The organism is Paraburkholderia sp. AV2 (genome assembly GCF_054968425.1).
Genome location: NZ_JBANLK010000034.1, coordinates 64,644 through 78,498, shown reverse-complemented (window position 1 = coordinate 78,498; position 13,855 = coordinate 64,644). Strand labels below are relative to the sequence as shown.

Annotated in this window: 14 protein-coding genes; 4 read left to right on the top strand and 10 right to left on the bottom strand. The window is 68.1% G+C overall.

Annotated elements, in window-relative coordinates:
• The first annotated feature begins 144 nt into the window (after positions 1-144).
• Complete coding sequence (locus V8683_RS21890; protein WP_411192083.1) at positions 145-1,647, top strand: MFS transporter; 1,503 nt, start codon at positions 145-147, stop codon at positions 1,645-1,647.
• Between the two features lie 39 nt (positions 1,648-1,686).
• On the opposite strand, the gene ltaE is transcribed toward V8683_RS21890, so the two are convergent.
• Both ltaE and V8683_RS21880 read right to left on the bottom strand, forming a co-directional pair.
• Positions 1,687-2,694, bottom strand: a complete 1,008-nt coding sequence (gene ltaE, locus V8683_RS21885; protein ID WP_411192082.1) for a low-specificity L-threonine aldolase — start codon at positions 2,692-2,694, stop codon at positions 1,687-1,689.
• Between the two features lie 55 nt (positions 2,695-2,749).
• Positions 2,750-3,493: a peptidoglycan DD-metalloendopeptidase family protein gene (locus V8683_RS21880; RefSeq protein WP_411192081.1), complete on the bottom strand. Its 744-nt coding sequence runs from the start codon at positions 3,491-3,493 to the stop codon at positions 2,750-2,752.
• Between the two features lie 204 nt (positions 3,494-3,697).
• Between V8683_RS21880 and V8683_RS21875 the strand changes: the two genes are divergently transcribed.
• Both V8683_RS21875 and V8683_RS21870 read left to right on the top strand, forming a co-directional pair.
• Positions 3,698-4,018 (top strand): hypothetical protein, encoded by a 321-nt coding sequence (locus tag V8683_RS21875; protein ID WP_411192080.1) that lies wholly within the window; start codon positions 3,698-3,700, stop codon positions 4,016-4,018.
• Between the two features lie 152 nt (positions 4,019-4,170).
• Entirely contained in the window at positions 4,171-4,902 is a 732-nt protein-coding gene (locus tag V8683_RS21870; RefSeq protein ID WP_411192079.1) for a DUF2968 domain-containing protein, read from the top strand.
• A gap of 370 nt (positions 4,903-5,272) precedes the next feature.
• On the opposite strand, the gene V8683_RS21865 is transcribed toward V8683_RS21870, so the two are convergent.
• The 7 genes from V8683_RS21865 to V8683_RS21835 all read right to left on the bottom strand — a co-directional run bounded on the left by V8683_RS21865 (position 5,273) and on the right by V8683_RS21835 (position 11,419).
• Positions 5,273-5,575, bottom strand: a complete 303-nt coding sequence (locus V8683_RS21865) for a DUF4148 domain-containing protein (protein ID WP_411192078.1) — start codon at positions 5,573-5,575, stop codon at positions 5,273-5,275.
• A gap of 228 nt (positions 5,576-5,803) precedes the next feature.
• On the bottom strand, positions 5,804-7,213 hold the full coding sequence (gndA, locus tag V8683_RS21860; RefSeq protein WP_027795017.1) for an NADP-dependent phosphogluconate dehydrogenase: 1,410 nt from the start codon (positions 7,211-7,213) through the stop codon (positions 5,804-5,806).
• Between the two features lie 110 nt (positions 7,214-7,323).
• Positions 7,324-7,974: a DUF938 domain-containing protein gene (locus tag V8683_RS21855; protein ID WP_411192077.1), complete on the bottom strand. Its 651-nt coding sequence runs from the start codon at positions 7,972-7,974 to the stop codon at positions 7,324-7,326.
• Positions 7,971-8,858 (bottom strand): NAD-dependent protein deacetylase, encoded by an 888-nt coding sequence (locus V8683_RS21850; RefSeq protein ID WP_411192076.1) that lies wholly within the window; start codon positions 8,856-8,858, stop codon positions 7,971-7,973. Before V8683_RS21850 ends, V8683_RS21855 begins: the two co-directional genes overlap by 4 nt.
• Entirely contained in the window at positions 8,855-9,079 is a 225-nt protein-coding gene (locus V8683_RS21845) for an oxidoreductase-like domain-containing protein (RefSeq protein WP_411192075.1), read from the bottom strand. Before V8683_RS21845 ends, V8683_RS21850 begins: the two co-directional genes overlap by 4 nt.
• 85 nt (positions 9,080-9,164) lie before the next feature.
• Positions 9,165-9,950, bottom strand: a complete 786-nt coding sequence (locus tag V8683_RS21840) for an SDR family oxidoreductase (protein WP_411192074.1) — start codon at positions 9,948-9,950, stop codon at positions 9,165-9,167.
• Between the two features lie 56 nt (positions 9,951-10,006).
• Entirely contained in the window at positions 10,007-11,419 is a 1,413-nt protein-coding gene (locus V8683_RS21835; protein ID WP_411192073.1) for a DUF2252 domain-containing protein, read from the bottom strand.
• A gap of 377 nt (positions 11,420-11,796) precedes the next feature.
• Here V8683_RS21835 and V8683_RS21830 point away from each other — a divergent pair, with 377 nt between their 5' ends.
• On the top strand, positions 11,797-12,774 hold the full coding sequence (locus tag V8683_RS21830) for a 2-dehydropantoate 2-reductase (protein WP_411192072.1): 978 nt from the start codon (positions 11,797-11,799) through the stop codon (positions 12,772-12,774).
• Positions 12,775-12,836: 62 nt separating this feature from the next.
• Here V8683_RS21830 and V8683_RS21825 read toward each other — a convergent pair whose 3' ends face one another.
• Entirely contained in the window at positions 12,837-13,853 is a 1,017-nt protein-coding gene (locus V8683_RS21825) for a LysR family transcriptional regulator (RefSeq protein WP_411192071.1), read from the bottom strand.
• Between the last annotated feature and the right edge of the window lie 2 nt (positions 13,854-13,855).

Genomic DNA, 13,855 nt, shown 5'->3' with positions numbered 1-13,855 from the left:
AGCTCTCCGCGTCGCCGCCGGGGGGGCGGGGGCGGGGGGGGGCCGGCCGGCGGGGCGGGCCGGCCCCCCCCCGGCCCGCCCCCCCCCCCCCCCCCCCCCCCCCCCCCCCCCCCCCCGCCGCTCGCCTTACAGTCAGCCCACGCCATGAGGCGCGCCCTGCACGATCCGCTGTGCTCTGCAACAATTACCGGGTTCGGCGCGGCGCGCGCCGCCGCCCTTTCCCTTCTTCCGCCCGAGACCGCCTTGCCCGAAACCACGTCCGCGACCCGCGAGGCGCAGTCCGCCGACGCCCCCGTATCCGCAAAGAATCGCCGCGCGATGGCCGCGGTGATGCTGGCCGTCGCGCTCGCCACACTCGACACCGCCATCGCCAATACCGCCCTGCCCGCCATCGCCACCGACCTGCACGCGGCGCCTGCGGCTTCGGTGTGGATCATCAACGCCTACCAGCTCGCCATGGTCGCCACGCTGCTGCCGCTCGCGGCGCTCGGCGACATCATCGGGCACCGACGCGTCTACGTGAGCGGGCTCGCGATCTTCACGGTGGCGTCGCTCGCCTGCTCGCTTTCGCCCACGCTCGGTGCGCTCGCCGCCGCGCGCGTGCTGCAGGGCCTCGGCGCGAGCGCGATCATGAGCGTCAACACGGCGTTGATCCGCTTCCTCTATCCGCCGCACCGGCTCGGACGCGGGCTCGGCATGAACGCGCTCGTGGTGGGCGTCTCGTTCGCGATCGGGCCGACCATCGCCTCGGTGATTCTCTCGGTGGGAACCTGGCCGTGGCTCTTCGCGGTCAACGTGCCGCTTGGCGTCCTCGCGCTCGCGTTCGCCCTGCCCGCGCTGCCGCACACGGCCAACGGAAAGCACGCCTTCGATCCCGTCGCGGCGGTCCTGAACGTCGTCGCGTTCGCCGCGCTGATCTTCGCGCTCGGCGAATCGGCGCAGCGCGCGAGCGCCGGCGTAATCGGCATTGCCGCCGTGATCGCGCTCGTCTTCGGCATGCTGCTGATCCGGCGCGAAGCGGGCCATCCGGCGCCGATGCTGCCCGTCGATCTCTTCAAGCGGCCCGTGTTCACGCTGTCGGCCTTGACGGCGATCTGCTCGTTCGCGGCGCAGGGTCTCGCGTTCGTCTCGCTGCCGTTCTATTTCGAAACCGTGCTGATGCGCAGCCAGGTGGAAACCGGCTTTCTCATGACGCCCTGGTCGGTCGTCGTGGCGGCCGCCGCGCCCATCGCCGGGCGTCTGTCCGACCGCTACCCGCCCGGGCTACTCGGCGCGATCGGGCTCGCGATCCTTTCGGCAGGCATGGCCTCGCTCGCGCTGATGGCGCCACACCCCAGCGTGGGAGCCATTGTCTGGCGCATGGCGATCTGCGGCGCGGGCTTCGGCTTTTTCCAGTCGCCCAATCTGCGCGCCATCATGTCGAGTGCCCCGCCCGAGCGCAGCGGCGGCGCGAGCGGCATCATCGCCACCGCGCGGCTCATCGGGCAGACCACGGGGGCGGCGCTCGTCGCGCTGTGCTTCGGCCTCGTGGGCCGCCACGGGCCCACCCTCGCGCTAACGCTCGGCGCCGTGTTCGCGGGCGCCGCGAGCGTGGTCAGCGGCGTACGCCTCTTCGCGCCGTCGCACCGGGCGGTGCGCGGCGCCTGAGGCATCAGGACGGAATGGGGAAACGGGCGCGCGCGCCGGTTAGCGGCTCGCGAAGTACGCTTTCACGGCGTCGACAAAGGTGTCGATATCGGCGGCCGTTACATCGAGATGCGTGACGAAGCGCGACGCATAAAGCATCTGCGTGAGAATGCCGTGCTCCTTCAGCCACGCTTCGAGCGGCGCGCAGTGTGCCTGCGGGAACTGGACGAACACCATGTTCGTGGCCTGCGACATGACCTTGACCTCGCCGATCTGCGCGAGACCCGCGGCAAGCCGGGCGGCGTTCGCGTGATCGTCGGCGAGACGCGCGACGTTGTGGTCGAGCGCATAAAGGCAAGCGGCCGCCAGCACGCCGGACTGGCGCATGCCGCCGCCCAGCACCTTGCGCCAGCGGTGCGCCGTGTCGATCAGCGCGCGGCTGCCCACCAGCACCGAACCCACCGGCGCACCCAGCCCCTTCGAGAAGCAGATCGAAACCGAATCGAAGCCCTCGGCCAACACGTTCAATGGCTGGCCCGACGCAACGGCCGCATTGAACACGCGCGCGCCGTCGAGGTGCGTGGAGAGCCCGCGCGAGCGGGCAAGCTGCGTTGCCTCGGCCACGTAGGCCGCGGGCAGCACCTTCCCGCCAATCGTGTTCTCCAATGCCAGCAGGCGCGTGCGCGCGAAGTGGTCGTCGAGCGGCTTGATCGCGGCGGCGATGCGCTCGAGCGCAATGGTGCCGTCCTCGGCATTGTCGAGCGGCTGCGGCTGGATGCTGCCGAGCACGGCCGCGCCGCCGCCTTCATATTTGTACGTGTGCGCCGCCTGGCCGACGATGTATTCGTCTCCGCGGGCGCAGTGGGCCATCAGCGCGGCGAGATTGCTCTGCGTGCCGCTCGGAAAGAAGAGGCCCGCCTCCTTGCCCGCTTCCCCGGCAACGCGCGCCTGCAGGCGCAGCACGGTGGGATCGTCGCCCCAGACGTCGTCGCCGGTTTCGGCTTGCGTCATGGCGGCGAGCATGCCCTGGCCCGGGCGGGTGACGGTATCGCTACGCAGATCGATCATGCTACGGGTTCCTTGTATCGGGCGCTCGCGTGGCGGCGGCCGGCGGCAAGCCGACCTAGCGCGGCAGCAGCGGCAGCGGGTCGACCGGCTTGCCGCCGCTGCGCACTTCGAACTGGACGCCCGCGACGCCATGCGAGTCGAGGCCCATTTCGGCGATGGGCTGGCCCTGCGCGACGACGTCGTCTTCCTTCACGAGCAGCTTGCTGTTGTGGCCGTAGGCGGTCACCACCGTATCGTTGTGCTTGATGATGACGAGCGGCCCGTAGGCCTCGATACCCGTGCCCGCGTAGACCACGCGGCCCGCCGCAGCGGCCTTCACGGGCTCGCCCACCGATCCGCCGATCAGGATGCCGGTGGACTGGCCGGGAACGAAACGCTGCACGATCGGCCCGCGCGCGGGCCAGTTGAGCGCGAGGGAAGCGTTGACCGGCGCGGGCATCGCGACGCCCGCCGCCGCTGGCGCGCCTGGCACTGCCGACGACTGCTGCGGCGGCACGGGCGAGGGCGCGTAGGCGGACGGCGGCGCCACGCGCAGCACCTGGCCGGGCACGACGGAAGCGCTGGGCGGCAACTGGTTCCAGCTGGCGATATCCTGCGGCCGCTGGCCGAAGGCATTGGCGATGCGTCCCAGCGTATCGCCGGGATTGACGCGGTAATAGCCGGCGGGTACGCCGCCGTTCGAGGTCGCGGCAGGCGCCGCCGGCTCGCCCGACCAAGGGGTGATCGTGCAGGCGCTCATCAGGAGCGTCAGGGCAGCCAACGCCGCCGCCACGCCCGGGTTTCGCCGGTATCGATTCATCTTGCTGATCCTCGCTGGTTCCTCGCGAACGGCCCCCATTATATCGCCCGCCGTTTGCCGCCCGCCGTTTGTCGACCCGTCAGGCGCCCCCTCGAAGCGGCCGGCTCTCACTTGTTGCGGCGCTCGCCTATACTGCGTCGTGCTGCTCCAGAAAAACAATGCCAGGTCTCTCGCTGCGGTGCCACGTCCGTGAGGAATCCGAGGATGAACAAAGCCACTTTCCTTTCCGTGCAACTCAGTGTCGAAGACGTCGCGGCTTCGCCTGGCCTCGTCGAATTGTTGAACAACCATCTGGTTTTTGCAGCCGACGTGGCCGAGGCCGCCGACGAACTGGTCCAGCACGCCAGCGTCGCGCGCCTGTCGGGCGGCGTCGAGGCAACCGTCGAAATTCCGGCCGTGGTGCTGGAGCGCCTGCGTGACGCGCTCGATACGCTCAGCGGCTATGACGAAACCTGGCTTTTCGCGCTGGAGCCCGGCCGTGCGCTCTTCGACGACATCGCACACCGGCGGCGCCTGTTGCATTGAGGCCAGCCCGGAGCGGACGGCGGACGGCAGCCTGCGGTTGCCCTCCCCCCGCCTGCCCCGTTTTGACAGCACGCCTGCCCCGGCGGCTCGCCTCGTTGTGAGGCGTATGACCGGCCGCCGGCAAGAGGGCGTGTCATTCTGGGGGAAACGCCGTGAAAACTTTCCTGAACCGCCGTAACGCCGTGCTCTCGGGCGGCCCGTCGCATCTCGTCGCCGTATCGCACAAAGCGCATCTGGCGTCGGCCGAAACCGTGGCCGAAGAAACGCAGTCCGAAGCACTCGAAGCCGAAGGCGGCAGCGCCGTGCGCCCGGTGCCGACACTGCGCGCGGTGCCCGTCGTGCCGTCGCAGTTGAACGGCCGCCCCGTGCAGATCGCCGACGGCGCGACATTCGCGGCGCTCGCCGCCGCGAACGAGCTCGCGACATTCCGCGTGTTCCGCAGCTTCGACTACACGGTAAGCCTGCTTTTCCACGCGCGCACGCTGAGCTATTACGTGGCGCTGCATCAGGACGGTTTGCTCTGGCGTGCGCTGAAGGCCGCCGACGTCGATGCCGCCGGGGCGGCGTTTCATCTCCTGGAGGAGCAGGCCACGCGGCTCGCGGACGGCGAAACGCGCCGCGCCTGGCTGATCGCCCAGAACGAGCAACTGGTGCGGCAAATCGAGGAATCGGAAGCGCAGGCGGAGCGTCTGCGCACGGACCTGCAGCGGCACACGGAGCAGGAGCATCGCGTGACGAGCCGCCAGCATCAGGTCCGCAAGGAGGTGGCGCAACTGGAGGCCCAGCGTATTGCTGCCCAGGCGCAACTGAACAAGACGCACCGCACGATCCACCAGCTCAGCGTGACGAGCAACGAAGGCGTGCCGCATCTGCCGGGACGCTGAAAGCGCCGCGACGGCCCGCACAAAGAGGGCCGGAGGCCGATGATCGAGGCAAAGAAAAAGCGCGGGCCGGTTCTGGACCGGGCCGCGCTCGACTGCGTACTGCGGGTACAGCTACCTCTGTCCTGCTCGTACTGCCACTTCTCTACTGCATACTGCAAGCTCTCTCTGCTCACTTCTGCACTGCAACCACTACAGCCACTGCTACTGCCACATCAACTGCCTGAGACTGCAACTTCTACGGCTGGCGCTACTGCGAGAACTTCACTGCGGGGCATTGCCACTTCTACAACTGGCGACTACTCCTGCAAATTCCAGGCGGTACTGCCGCCCCGGCCAGCCGGGCTATCCGGCAGCCGAAGCGCGCTGACCGTTACGGGGTGACGCGGGCCGGTTGCGCCGGAGCGCCCGACTCGGAGGTGCCGGCGGCAGGTGCGCCATAGCCGCTGGTATTGCCGTTGGCGAGCTTTTCCGCGCTGACGCGAGCCTCTGCGGCTTGCAGGTCTTGCGGGTAGTTCACCCGGTCGCTTTGCGGCTTGTAGCCGGCTTGCTCGAGTTCGACGAGCTGCGCGCGAACCTCGGCGCGGGTCAGGCCTTGCTGGCTCGACTGGGCGAACGAAATCGCCGGGGCGGCAAGCATGGCAGCAACAACAACTGCGGGAAGAAGCTTCTTCATGATCGGACCTCCGTCTGTTTTCTTTCGCTTCGAACACCTTGTTCGTCAGCGAGTGATGACAGTGTAGGAGTAAACCCGATATAGGGAAAACCCTTAATCTGGAAAACACCGTTGCGATTTCGGTAATAAAAAAGGTGAGTCCTGAGGACTCACCTTTCGATTCCTACAAAGACCGCAACGACAGTGCGGTTTTTGGCCGCGCGCCGCCGGTGGCGCGCTCCGCTGCCGTCAGGCCCAGTCGGCGTGGAAGCTGCCGGGCTTGTCGATGCGCTCGAACGTATGCGCGCCGAAGAAGTCGCGCTGCGCCTGCACGAGATTCGCCGGCAGACGCTCCGAGCGATAGCCGTCGAAGTAGGCGACCGCCGACGAGAACGCCGGCACCGGCACGCCGGCCGCCACGGCCTGGATCACCACATCGCGCAGCGCTGCCTGGTAGTTCGCCGCGACGTCGCGGAAGTACGGGTCGAGCAGAAGGTTCGCCAGTTGCGGATCGTTGGCGTAGGCGTCCATGATCTTCTGCAGGAAGCGCGCGCGGATGATGCAGCCCGCGCGGAAGATTTTCGCGATGGTGCCGTACTGCAGATCCCACTTGTACTCGTCGGAGGCGGCGCGCAGTTGCGCGAAGCCCTGCGCGTACGAGATCACCTTGCTCAGGTAGAGCGCGCGGCGCACCGCTTCGATAAAGGCCGTGCGGTCGCCCGTGAACGGCTTGTGAGCCGGCCCCGAGAGCACCTTGCTCGCCGCCACGCGCTGCGTCTTCAGCGAAGAGAGCACGCGCGCGAACACCGACTCGGTGATGAGCGGCAGCGGCACGCCAATGTCGAGCGCGTTCTGGCTCGTCCACTTGCCGGTGCCCTTTTGCGCGGCGCGGTCGAGGATCACGTCCACGAGATCCTTGCCCGTCTCCTCGTCTTTCTTGCCGAAGATCTTCGAGGTGATCTCGATGAGATAGCTGTCGAGCTCGCCCTGATTCCATTCGGTATAGACCTTGCCGAGTTCCTCGTTCGAAAGGCCCAGCACCTGCTTGAGCACCGCGTAGCTTTCGGCGATCAGTTGCATGTCGCCGTACTCGATGCCGTTGTGCACCATCTTCACGTAGTGGCCCGCGCCGTCAGGCCCCATATACGCGACGCAGGGCGCGCCGTCCGGCGCCTTGGCCGCGATTTCGGTGAGGATCGGCGCAACCAGATCGTAAGCGTCGCGCGGGCCGCCGGGCATGATCGAGGGGCCTTTCAGCGCGCCTTCCTCGCCGCCCGAAACGCCTGTGCCGATGAAGTGCAGGCCCGCCTTCGCGAGTTCCTGGTTACGGCGGATCGTGTCGGTGAAATGCGTGTTGCCGCCGTCGATCAGGATGTCGCCCTGGTCCAGCAGCGGTTTGAGCGCGGCGATGGTGGCGTCGGTGGGCTCGCCGGCCTTCACCATCAGCAGGATGCGGCGCGGCTTTTCCAGCGACGCGACGAATTCTTCCAGCGTATAGCTCGGCACGAGCTTGCGGTCGGGGTACTCGGCGATCAGCTCGTCGGTTCTCTCGCGGCTGCGGTTGAACACCGACACCGCATGGCCCCGGCTCTCGATGTTGAGCGCCAGATTGCTGCCCATCACGGCAAGCCCTACCACGCCGATTGGCTGTTTGCTCATGTTGTTTCTCCACTCCACTTCAGAATGACGGAGACGCCCGGGGCGTCAATCGTGCAAGCATAAGGGAAACGCCCGTGCGATGCGCGAATGCCTGCACGCGGCGCCCGGATTCAGCGCTTTCGGAACACGAGGCTGAAATTGTTCGCCGGCATCGGCACGCGCGCCTCGTAGACAAGGCCCGCCGCTTCGGCCAGCGTTTCCACGGCTTCCATGTCGCGCACGCCCCAGGCGGGATTGCGCGCGCGCAGGTCGGCGTCGAATGCCTCGTTGCTCGGCGCAGTATGCGCGCCGCCGCGCCGGTATGGGCCGTAGGTCACCAGCACGCCGCTCGTAGCAAGCCGCGTACCGGCACCTTGCATAAGTGCAAGCGCCGTTTCCCAGGGCGCGATGTGGATCATGTTGATGCAGACGATCGCGTTTGCCGCGTCGATCGGCCAGGGCTCGCGCGTCACGTCGAGGTCGAGCGGCATCAACAGATTCCGAAGGTCCGTCTGCGCGCGCCAGCCCGCGATCGACGCGCGGGCACGCGGGTCGGCGTCGCTCGGCTGCCAGAGGAGATGCGGCAGCGCGGCGGCGAAATACGCCGCGTGCGTGCCGGTGCCGCTTGCGATTTCCAGCACCGTGCCGCGCGCGGGCAGCACACCCCGCAACACGTCGAGGATCGGCGCGGCGTTGCGTTCGGCGGCGGGGGCGCTCAGGCGCGAGTCGCGTGGTTCGCGCGGGTCGGTTTGCGAATCGTTCATCGTGGTCGGGAATTTCATTGCAGGTCGATGCCGAGGCGTTCGACGAGCGCGTCGAGCGCCGCGGCGCACGGGGCCTCGACCTTGAGCGCGAGGAGCGGGTCGGCGCGCGTACGCCCGAGGTTCACGGCCGCGACCGGCTTGCCGCGCTGCTGCGCCCATGCGCAGAAACGGTAGCCCGAAAACACCATCAACGACGAACCGACGACGAGCACGGCATCCGCCTCGTCGAGCGCCGCCGAGGCCTGCGCCACGCGCTCGCGCGGCACGTTTTCGCCGAAGAACACCACCGAGGGCTTGAGCATGCCGCCGCAGGCGGCGCATGCCGGCACCACGAACGGCAGGTTGCCATCGAAGTCGAGATGGGCATCGCCATCGGCGGCGGGCTGGGCGATCGAGGCCGCCACCTCGGGGTTGTTCGCTTCGAGCAGCGGCTGAATCGACGCGCGCGTGTAGTGGGCGCCGCAGTCAAGACAGTGCACGTGACCGATGCTGCCGTGCAGCTCGACGACGTCGCGGCTGCCGGCGCGCTGGTGCAGCCCGTCCACGTTCTGCGTGACGAGCGCGCCCACGTAGCCGGCGGTTTCGAGCCGCGCGAGCGCGCGGTGCGCGCCGTTGGGCTGCGCGAGCCCCACGGTCGGCCAGCCGAGCAGGCTGCGCGCCCAGTAGCGGCGGCGCCACGCTTCCGAGCCGAGGAACTCCTGCAGCGTAATGGGCGGCGAGCGCTTCCACGCACCGTTTTCGTCGCGATAGCCGGGGATGCCGGAGTCGGTGCTGATGCCCGCGCCGGTCAGCACGAACAGGCGCGGATGGCGCTCGACGTAAGCCTGCAGTGCGTCAAGCGCGGCAAGGTCGAGTGCGGGAGCCTTGAGCGGGATGAATTCGGGCGAAACGGATTCGGTCATGACGGCCTGGCTGGAACTTTGGGCTTGCGTTTGCGCCCCGCCGCGCGGCGGGCGGTCTCGCGCGCCTCCCATGCGGCCAGCTCGGCGCGCCAGCGGTCTAGCGCCTCGTCGTAGAGGTCGAAGATGCAAGGGTCGCAGCCGCTGTGGCAGCAGGCGTCGTTGTCGGGACGCTCGGGCGGTTCGGGGCGCGGGTCGTCGTCGGGACGCGGGGGCTTGGGCATGAGCGCGGGCGTCGTGGCGGATCGGCGTCCAGTATACGTAACCTCGCGTAACCTTGCGCGCCCTCGCCGCAGAGTGTCGCGCCGCCTAGCCGCGCCCGACGAACGGCATCTTCGTGGCCATGATCGTCATGAACTGGATATTCGCTTCGAGCGGCAACTGCGCCATCTGCAGCACCGCGTCGGCCACCCGTTCGACATCCATGAGGGGTTCGACGGCGATCTCGCCGTTCGCCTGCGGCACGCCGCGCGCCATGCGCTCGGCCATTTCGGTGGCCGCATTGCCGATGTCGATCTGTCCGCACGCAATGTCGTAGCGGCGCCCGTCGAGCGAGACCGACTTCGTGAGCCCCGTGATGGCGTGCTTCGTCGCCGTGTAGGCGATGCTGTAAGGCCGCGGCGCATGCGCCGAAATCGATCCGTTGTTGATGATGCGGCCGCCGCGCGGCGTCTGCCGCTTCATGAGCCCGAACGCGCCGCGCGTGCAGAGGAACACGCCGGTCAGGTTCGTATCGACCACGGCGCGCCAGTCGGCCACCTCGATTTCGTCGATGTCGACCGGCGGCACGTTGCGCCCCGCGTTGTTGAACAGCAGATCGAGGCGGCCATACTGCGCGCGGATGGTCGCGAAGAGGGCATCGACGGCCGCGGCATCGGTCACGTCGCAGGGCACCGCGAGCACCGTCTGGCCGGCTGCCGCGGCTTCGTCGGCGAGTGCGCGCAGCGGTTCGGCGCGCCGCCCCGCCAGCACCACGGTAAAGCCGTTCGCGAGCAGCTTGCGCGCGCAGGCGCGCCCGATGCCGCTGCCCGCGCCCGTGACGAGCGCAACCTTGCGTGGCGAGGTGGCCTGGGAGGCGGTCTGGGATTCGTTCATGATGAGTTCCTTGCCTGGGGTTATCGAACGTAGACGCATGGACACCCGCGGTCTCGTCAGACCCGGAAGTCGGCGGCCATGTCCTCGTCGCTGCGCGCGAGAATCTTGCCGCTGCGCGCGGCCTTCAGGAAGACGTCGTAGTCGCGCTCCACCTGATCCGCATAGGCGAACGCATAGCCCACGAGTGCCTCCGCGAACTGGTCGTGGCGGCCGATATACGCGGCGATTTCGATAGCCGTGTTGCCCGACTTCGCGTGCGCGCGCGCCATCGCCCAGCCGCACAGGCGCGCGTAGCCTTCGAGCAGCGTGCTGTCGAGCAGTTCGAGCTCGACCGAAAGCTTCATGTCGCGCAGTTGCCGGAAGTAGAAGTGGCGCTCCGAGGGCCCTGTGGACCAGCCGAGGAAGATGTCGCTCGCCGCCTGCAGAAGCCGCTGGCCCTGCACGACGCGCGCCCCCTCGTGCCGGAACGCGGGCGATTTGTAGAACTGCTGGATCACGGACCGGCGCGCTTCCTTGATCTGCAGGAAGAGCGGCTTGTCGTGGTGGTCGGTCAGGAGCGCGACGAGGCAGCGCGTGCCCACGCTGCCCACGCCCACCACCTTGAATACGAGGTCCTGCAGCGCAAAGTGATCGAGCAGTTCGCGCCGGTCCTGCGCGAGGGTCTTCCTGTAAGCGTCGTACATGGGCTCGACGAGTTCGCGCCAGCCGCCGATCCTGAACCAGTCGTCCTCGGCTTCGAACAGCGTGTTCGCGCCGTGCACGTGAAAAAGCGCGGGCGGCGTGTCGCGCATCGTCCAGCGGCCGTCGGCATCGCGTTCGGCGAGCTTGTCGAGCATGCTTTCATGGGTGCGGCCCGCCGCCTTCTCCATGCCGCGCCGGATCAGGCGGCGGCCTTCCGGCGTGAGCGCCGTCTCGACCATGCGGTCGAACGTGATCCTGTCGTACCAGAGATCGAGCGCGCCGAACTCGGCGTACTGGCTCATGCGGTCGCGGTAGGTGGTGACCGCGGCCGCCACGAGCGCCTCCGCAACGCCGCGCGAGTAGCGCATATGCCGCGCGGCCACGACGAGGCTCGCCGTGAGGCGCTTGAGGTCCCACTCCCAGGGACCGGGCGCGGCTTCGTCGAAGTCGTTCAGGTCGAACGCGAGCTGCCGCTCGGGCGTGGCGAAACCGCCGAAGTTCATCAGATGCCCGTCGCCGCAGATCTCCATCGCCATGCCGGTATTCGGCACGAGCGAAAGGTCGTGTGCCTGCAGGATCGCGCTGCCGCGAAAGAACGTGAACGGCGAGACGAGCATGCGCCCGTAGCGCAGCGGCACGAGGTTCTGCACGCGGCCCTCGCTGTTTTGCCGCAGCAGGTCGAGCGGATCGCGATCGAGCTCGCCGATATGCCGATGGCTGGAACGTTTCACACGCTCGCGCACGGCACGGCCGGCCGCCTCGCGTTCAGCAATGGTGCTCGTACTCATGAACGTCTCCGGTTCCTTTCGATGTCACGATTCGCCATGCATGGACGCGCGCTCCTGCGGCCCCTCGCGTGCGCCACCTCTCGGGCACTATTTAAGCGTGCAGGCCGCAATCGCGCAAGCCGGATGTCGCGATGCGACCGCGCAGACGCACCCGGAACGCCCTTCATATACCTTGCGCCGTGATGCCGCTCACCGTCGCCCGGCGCGGCGCGAGAACCGGATGGATTCCGGCGGCCGCCCAACCAACCATAAGCTTCCCTTGATGATCGCGCCGATAAACTTTAACTGTCGATAAGCGGCGCGCGCCCCTATGCTCGAACCATCGTCCGCCGCGCGCATGACGGACAAGCGGTTCTCAACGTCATTGGGGTTTCACCATGAAGATCTGCATCTTTGGAGCGGGCGCGATAGGCGGCATGATGGGCGTGCAGCTCGCACGCGCGGGCGCCGACGTGAGCTTCATCGCGCGCGGCCCGCACCTGGCCGCCATGCGCGAGCGCGGCGCACGACTTCTTATGGATAACGAAGAATATGTCGCCAACGTGCGCTGCACGTCCGATCCGCGGGAGCCTGGCGTGCAGGACGTCGTCATCATCACGCTCAAGGCACATTCGGTGGCTGGCGTGATCGACGCCATGGAGCCGTTGATCGGCAAGCACACGGCCATCGTGACCGGCACCAACGGCATCCCTTACTGGTACTTCCACGAACACGGCGGCAAGTTCGAGGGCACGCGGCTTAACAGCATCGACCCGGACGGCTCGCAATGGACCCGCCTCACGCCCGAGCGCGCGATAGGTTGCGTGCTCTATCCGGCTGCCGAAATCGCAGCCCCCGGCGTGATCCGCCACGTCTACGGCAAGAAATTTCCCATCGGCGAACCCTCGGGCAAGCGCACGCCGCGGCTCGTTCAGTTGCACGAAATCATGCAGGCCGCCGGCTTCGAAGCCCCGATTCGCGAGAACATCCGCGACGAAATCTGGCTGAAGCTGTGGGGCAATCTCTGCTTCAACCCGATCAGCGCGCTCACGCATGCGACGCTCGACATCATCGCGTCCGACCCGGCCACCCGCAACGTCGCGCGCACCATGATGCTGGAAGCGCAGCGCATTGCCGGGCAGTTCGGCGTGCAGTTTCGCGTGGACGTCGAACGGCGCATCGACGGCGCCGGCGCGGTGGGCGCGCACAAGACCTCGACCCTCGTCGACCTCGAAAACCGCCGGCCCATGGAGATCGATCCGCTGCTGACCGTGGTGCAGGAGATGGGCCGGCTGGTCGGCGAGCCCACGCCCGCGATCGACGTCGTGCTCGCGCTCGTCAAGCAACGCGAGCGGATGGCGCTGCAAGCCGCGTAATGCGAGGCAGGCGGCTGCGCGTGGTCGGCGCGGCCGCCGATGGGCCTACAGTCGGCCCCCGATCAATCAATGCTCACCTCGTCAGGTGCCGGCGCGTCGGCGCCGGCTGGCATCGCGCCGCGTCGCGCGCCGTCCTGCTCGTCCGCCGCCGATCCATCGGTGACGAACTGCGTCCACGCGGCCTGAGCACAAGGACGCAGCGAACGATGACGGCGGCGCACGAGCATCGTGTTCACGTTAACGACCGGATGCAGCACGCGCGCAACGAGCGAGCCCGGCGGCGCGGGCCAGTGGCAGGTGGCATCGGCCGGATCGACGGCGTGGGCATGGCCCGCGCAAACCGGCAGCACGCCGATGCCCAGCCCTAACTGCGCCATACGCGCCACGCCCTCGACATGCGCAAACTCCTGCACGGGCTTGCCTTCCGGTCGGCAACCCGCCAGCGCACGCATCACGGCACCGTGACACCCCGCGTCGCGATTGAGCGTCACGAGCGCTTCGTCGGCAAGATCGCTCCAGCGCAGCGTGCCGTGCTGGGCGAGCGGATGACGCGGCGGCAGCACGGCGCACAGCGGCGTTGCGGCGAGCGGCTGCACTTCGAGGCTGCCGTCGCCGGCAAAAGGCATCGTTTCGGCGATCACGCCGAAGTCCGCTTCGCCCTGTTCCACCGCGTGAATGACGGCAGCCTGCGGCAAATCCTCGAGCTGCATCGTGAGATCCGGAAACGCCGCCGCGCAGCGCGCGAGCGCAGCCGGCACCCAGCCCGAGGACAGCACCGGATTGCTCGCCACGAGCACCACGCCGCTATGCGACTGATGCGCAGCGCGGCCTTCGTTGAGCGCCATGTCGATCTCGTCGAGCAGACGGCCGATGCGCCGCTCGAAGCCACTGCCGGCGACCGTGAGCTCGACCTGGCGCGTGGTGCGGTCGAACAGTTTCAGTTCGACCGCCTCTTCGAGATCGCGCACGCAGCGGCTCACCGCCGACTGCGTGAGACCGAATTCGCGCGCGGCGCGCGTGAAGCTGCGCGCCCGCGCGACGGCCACGAATACCTTGAGTTGCTGAAGCGATACGTTCATCG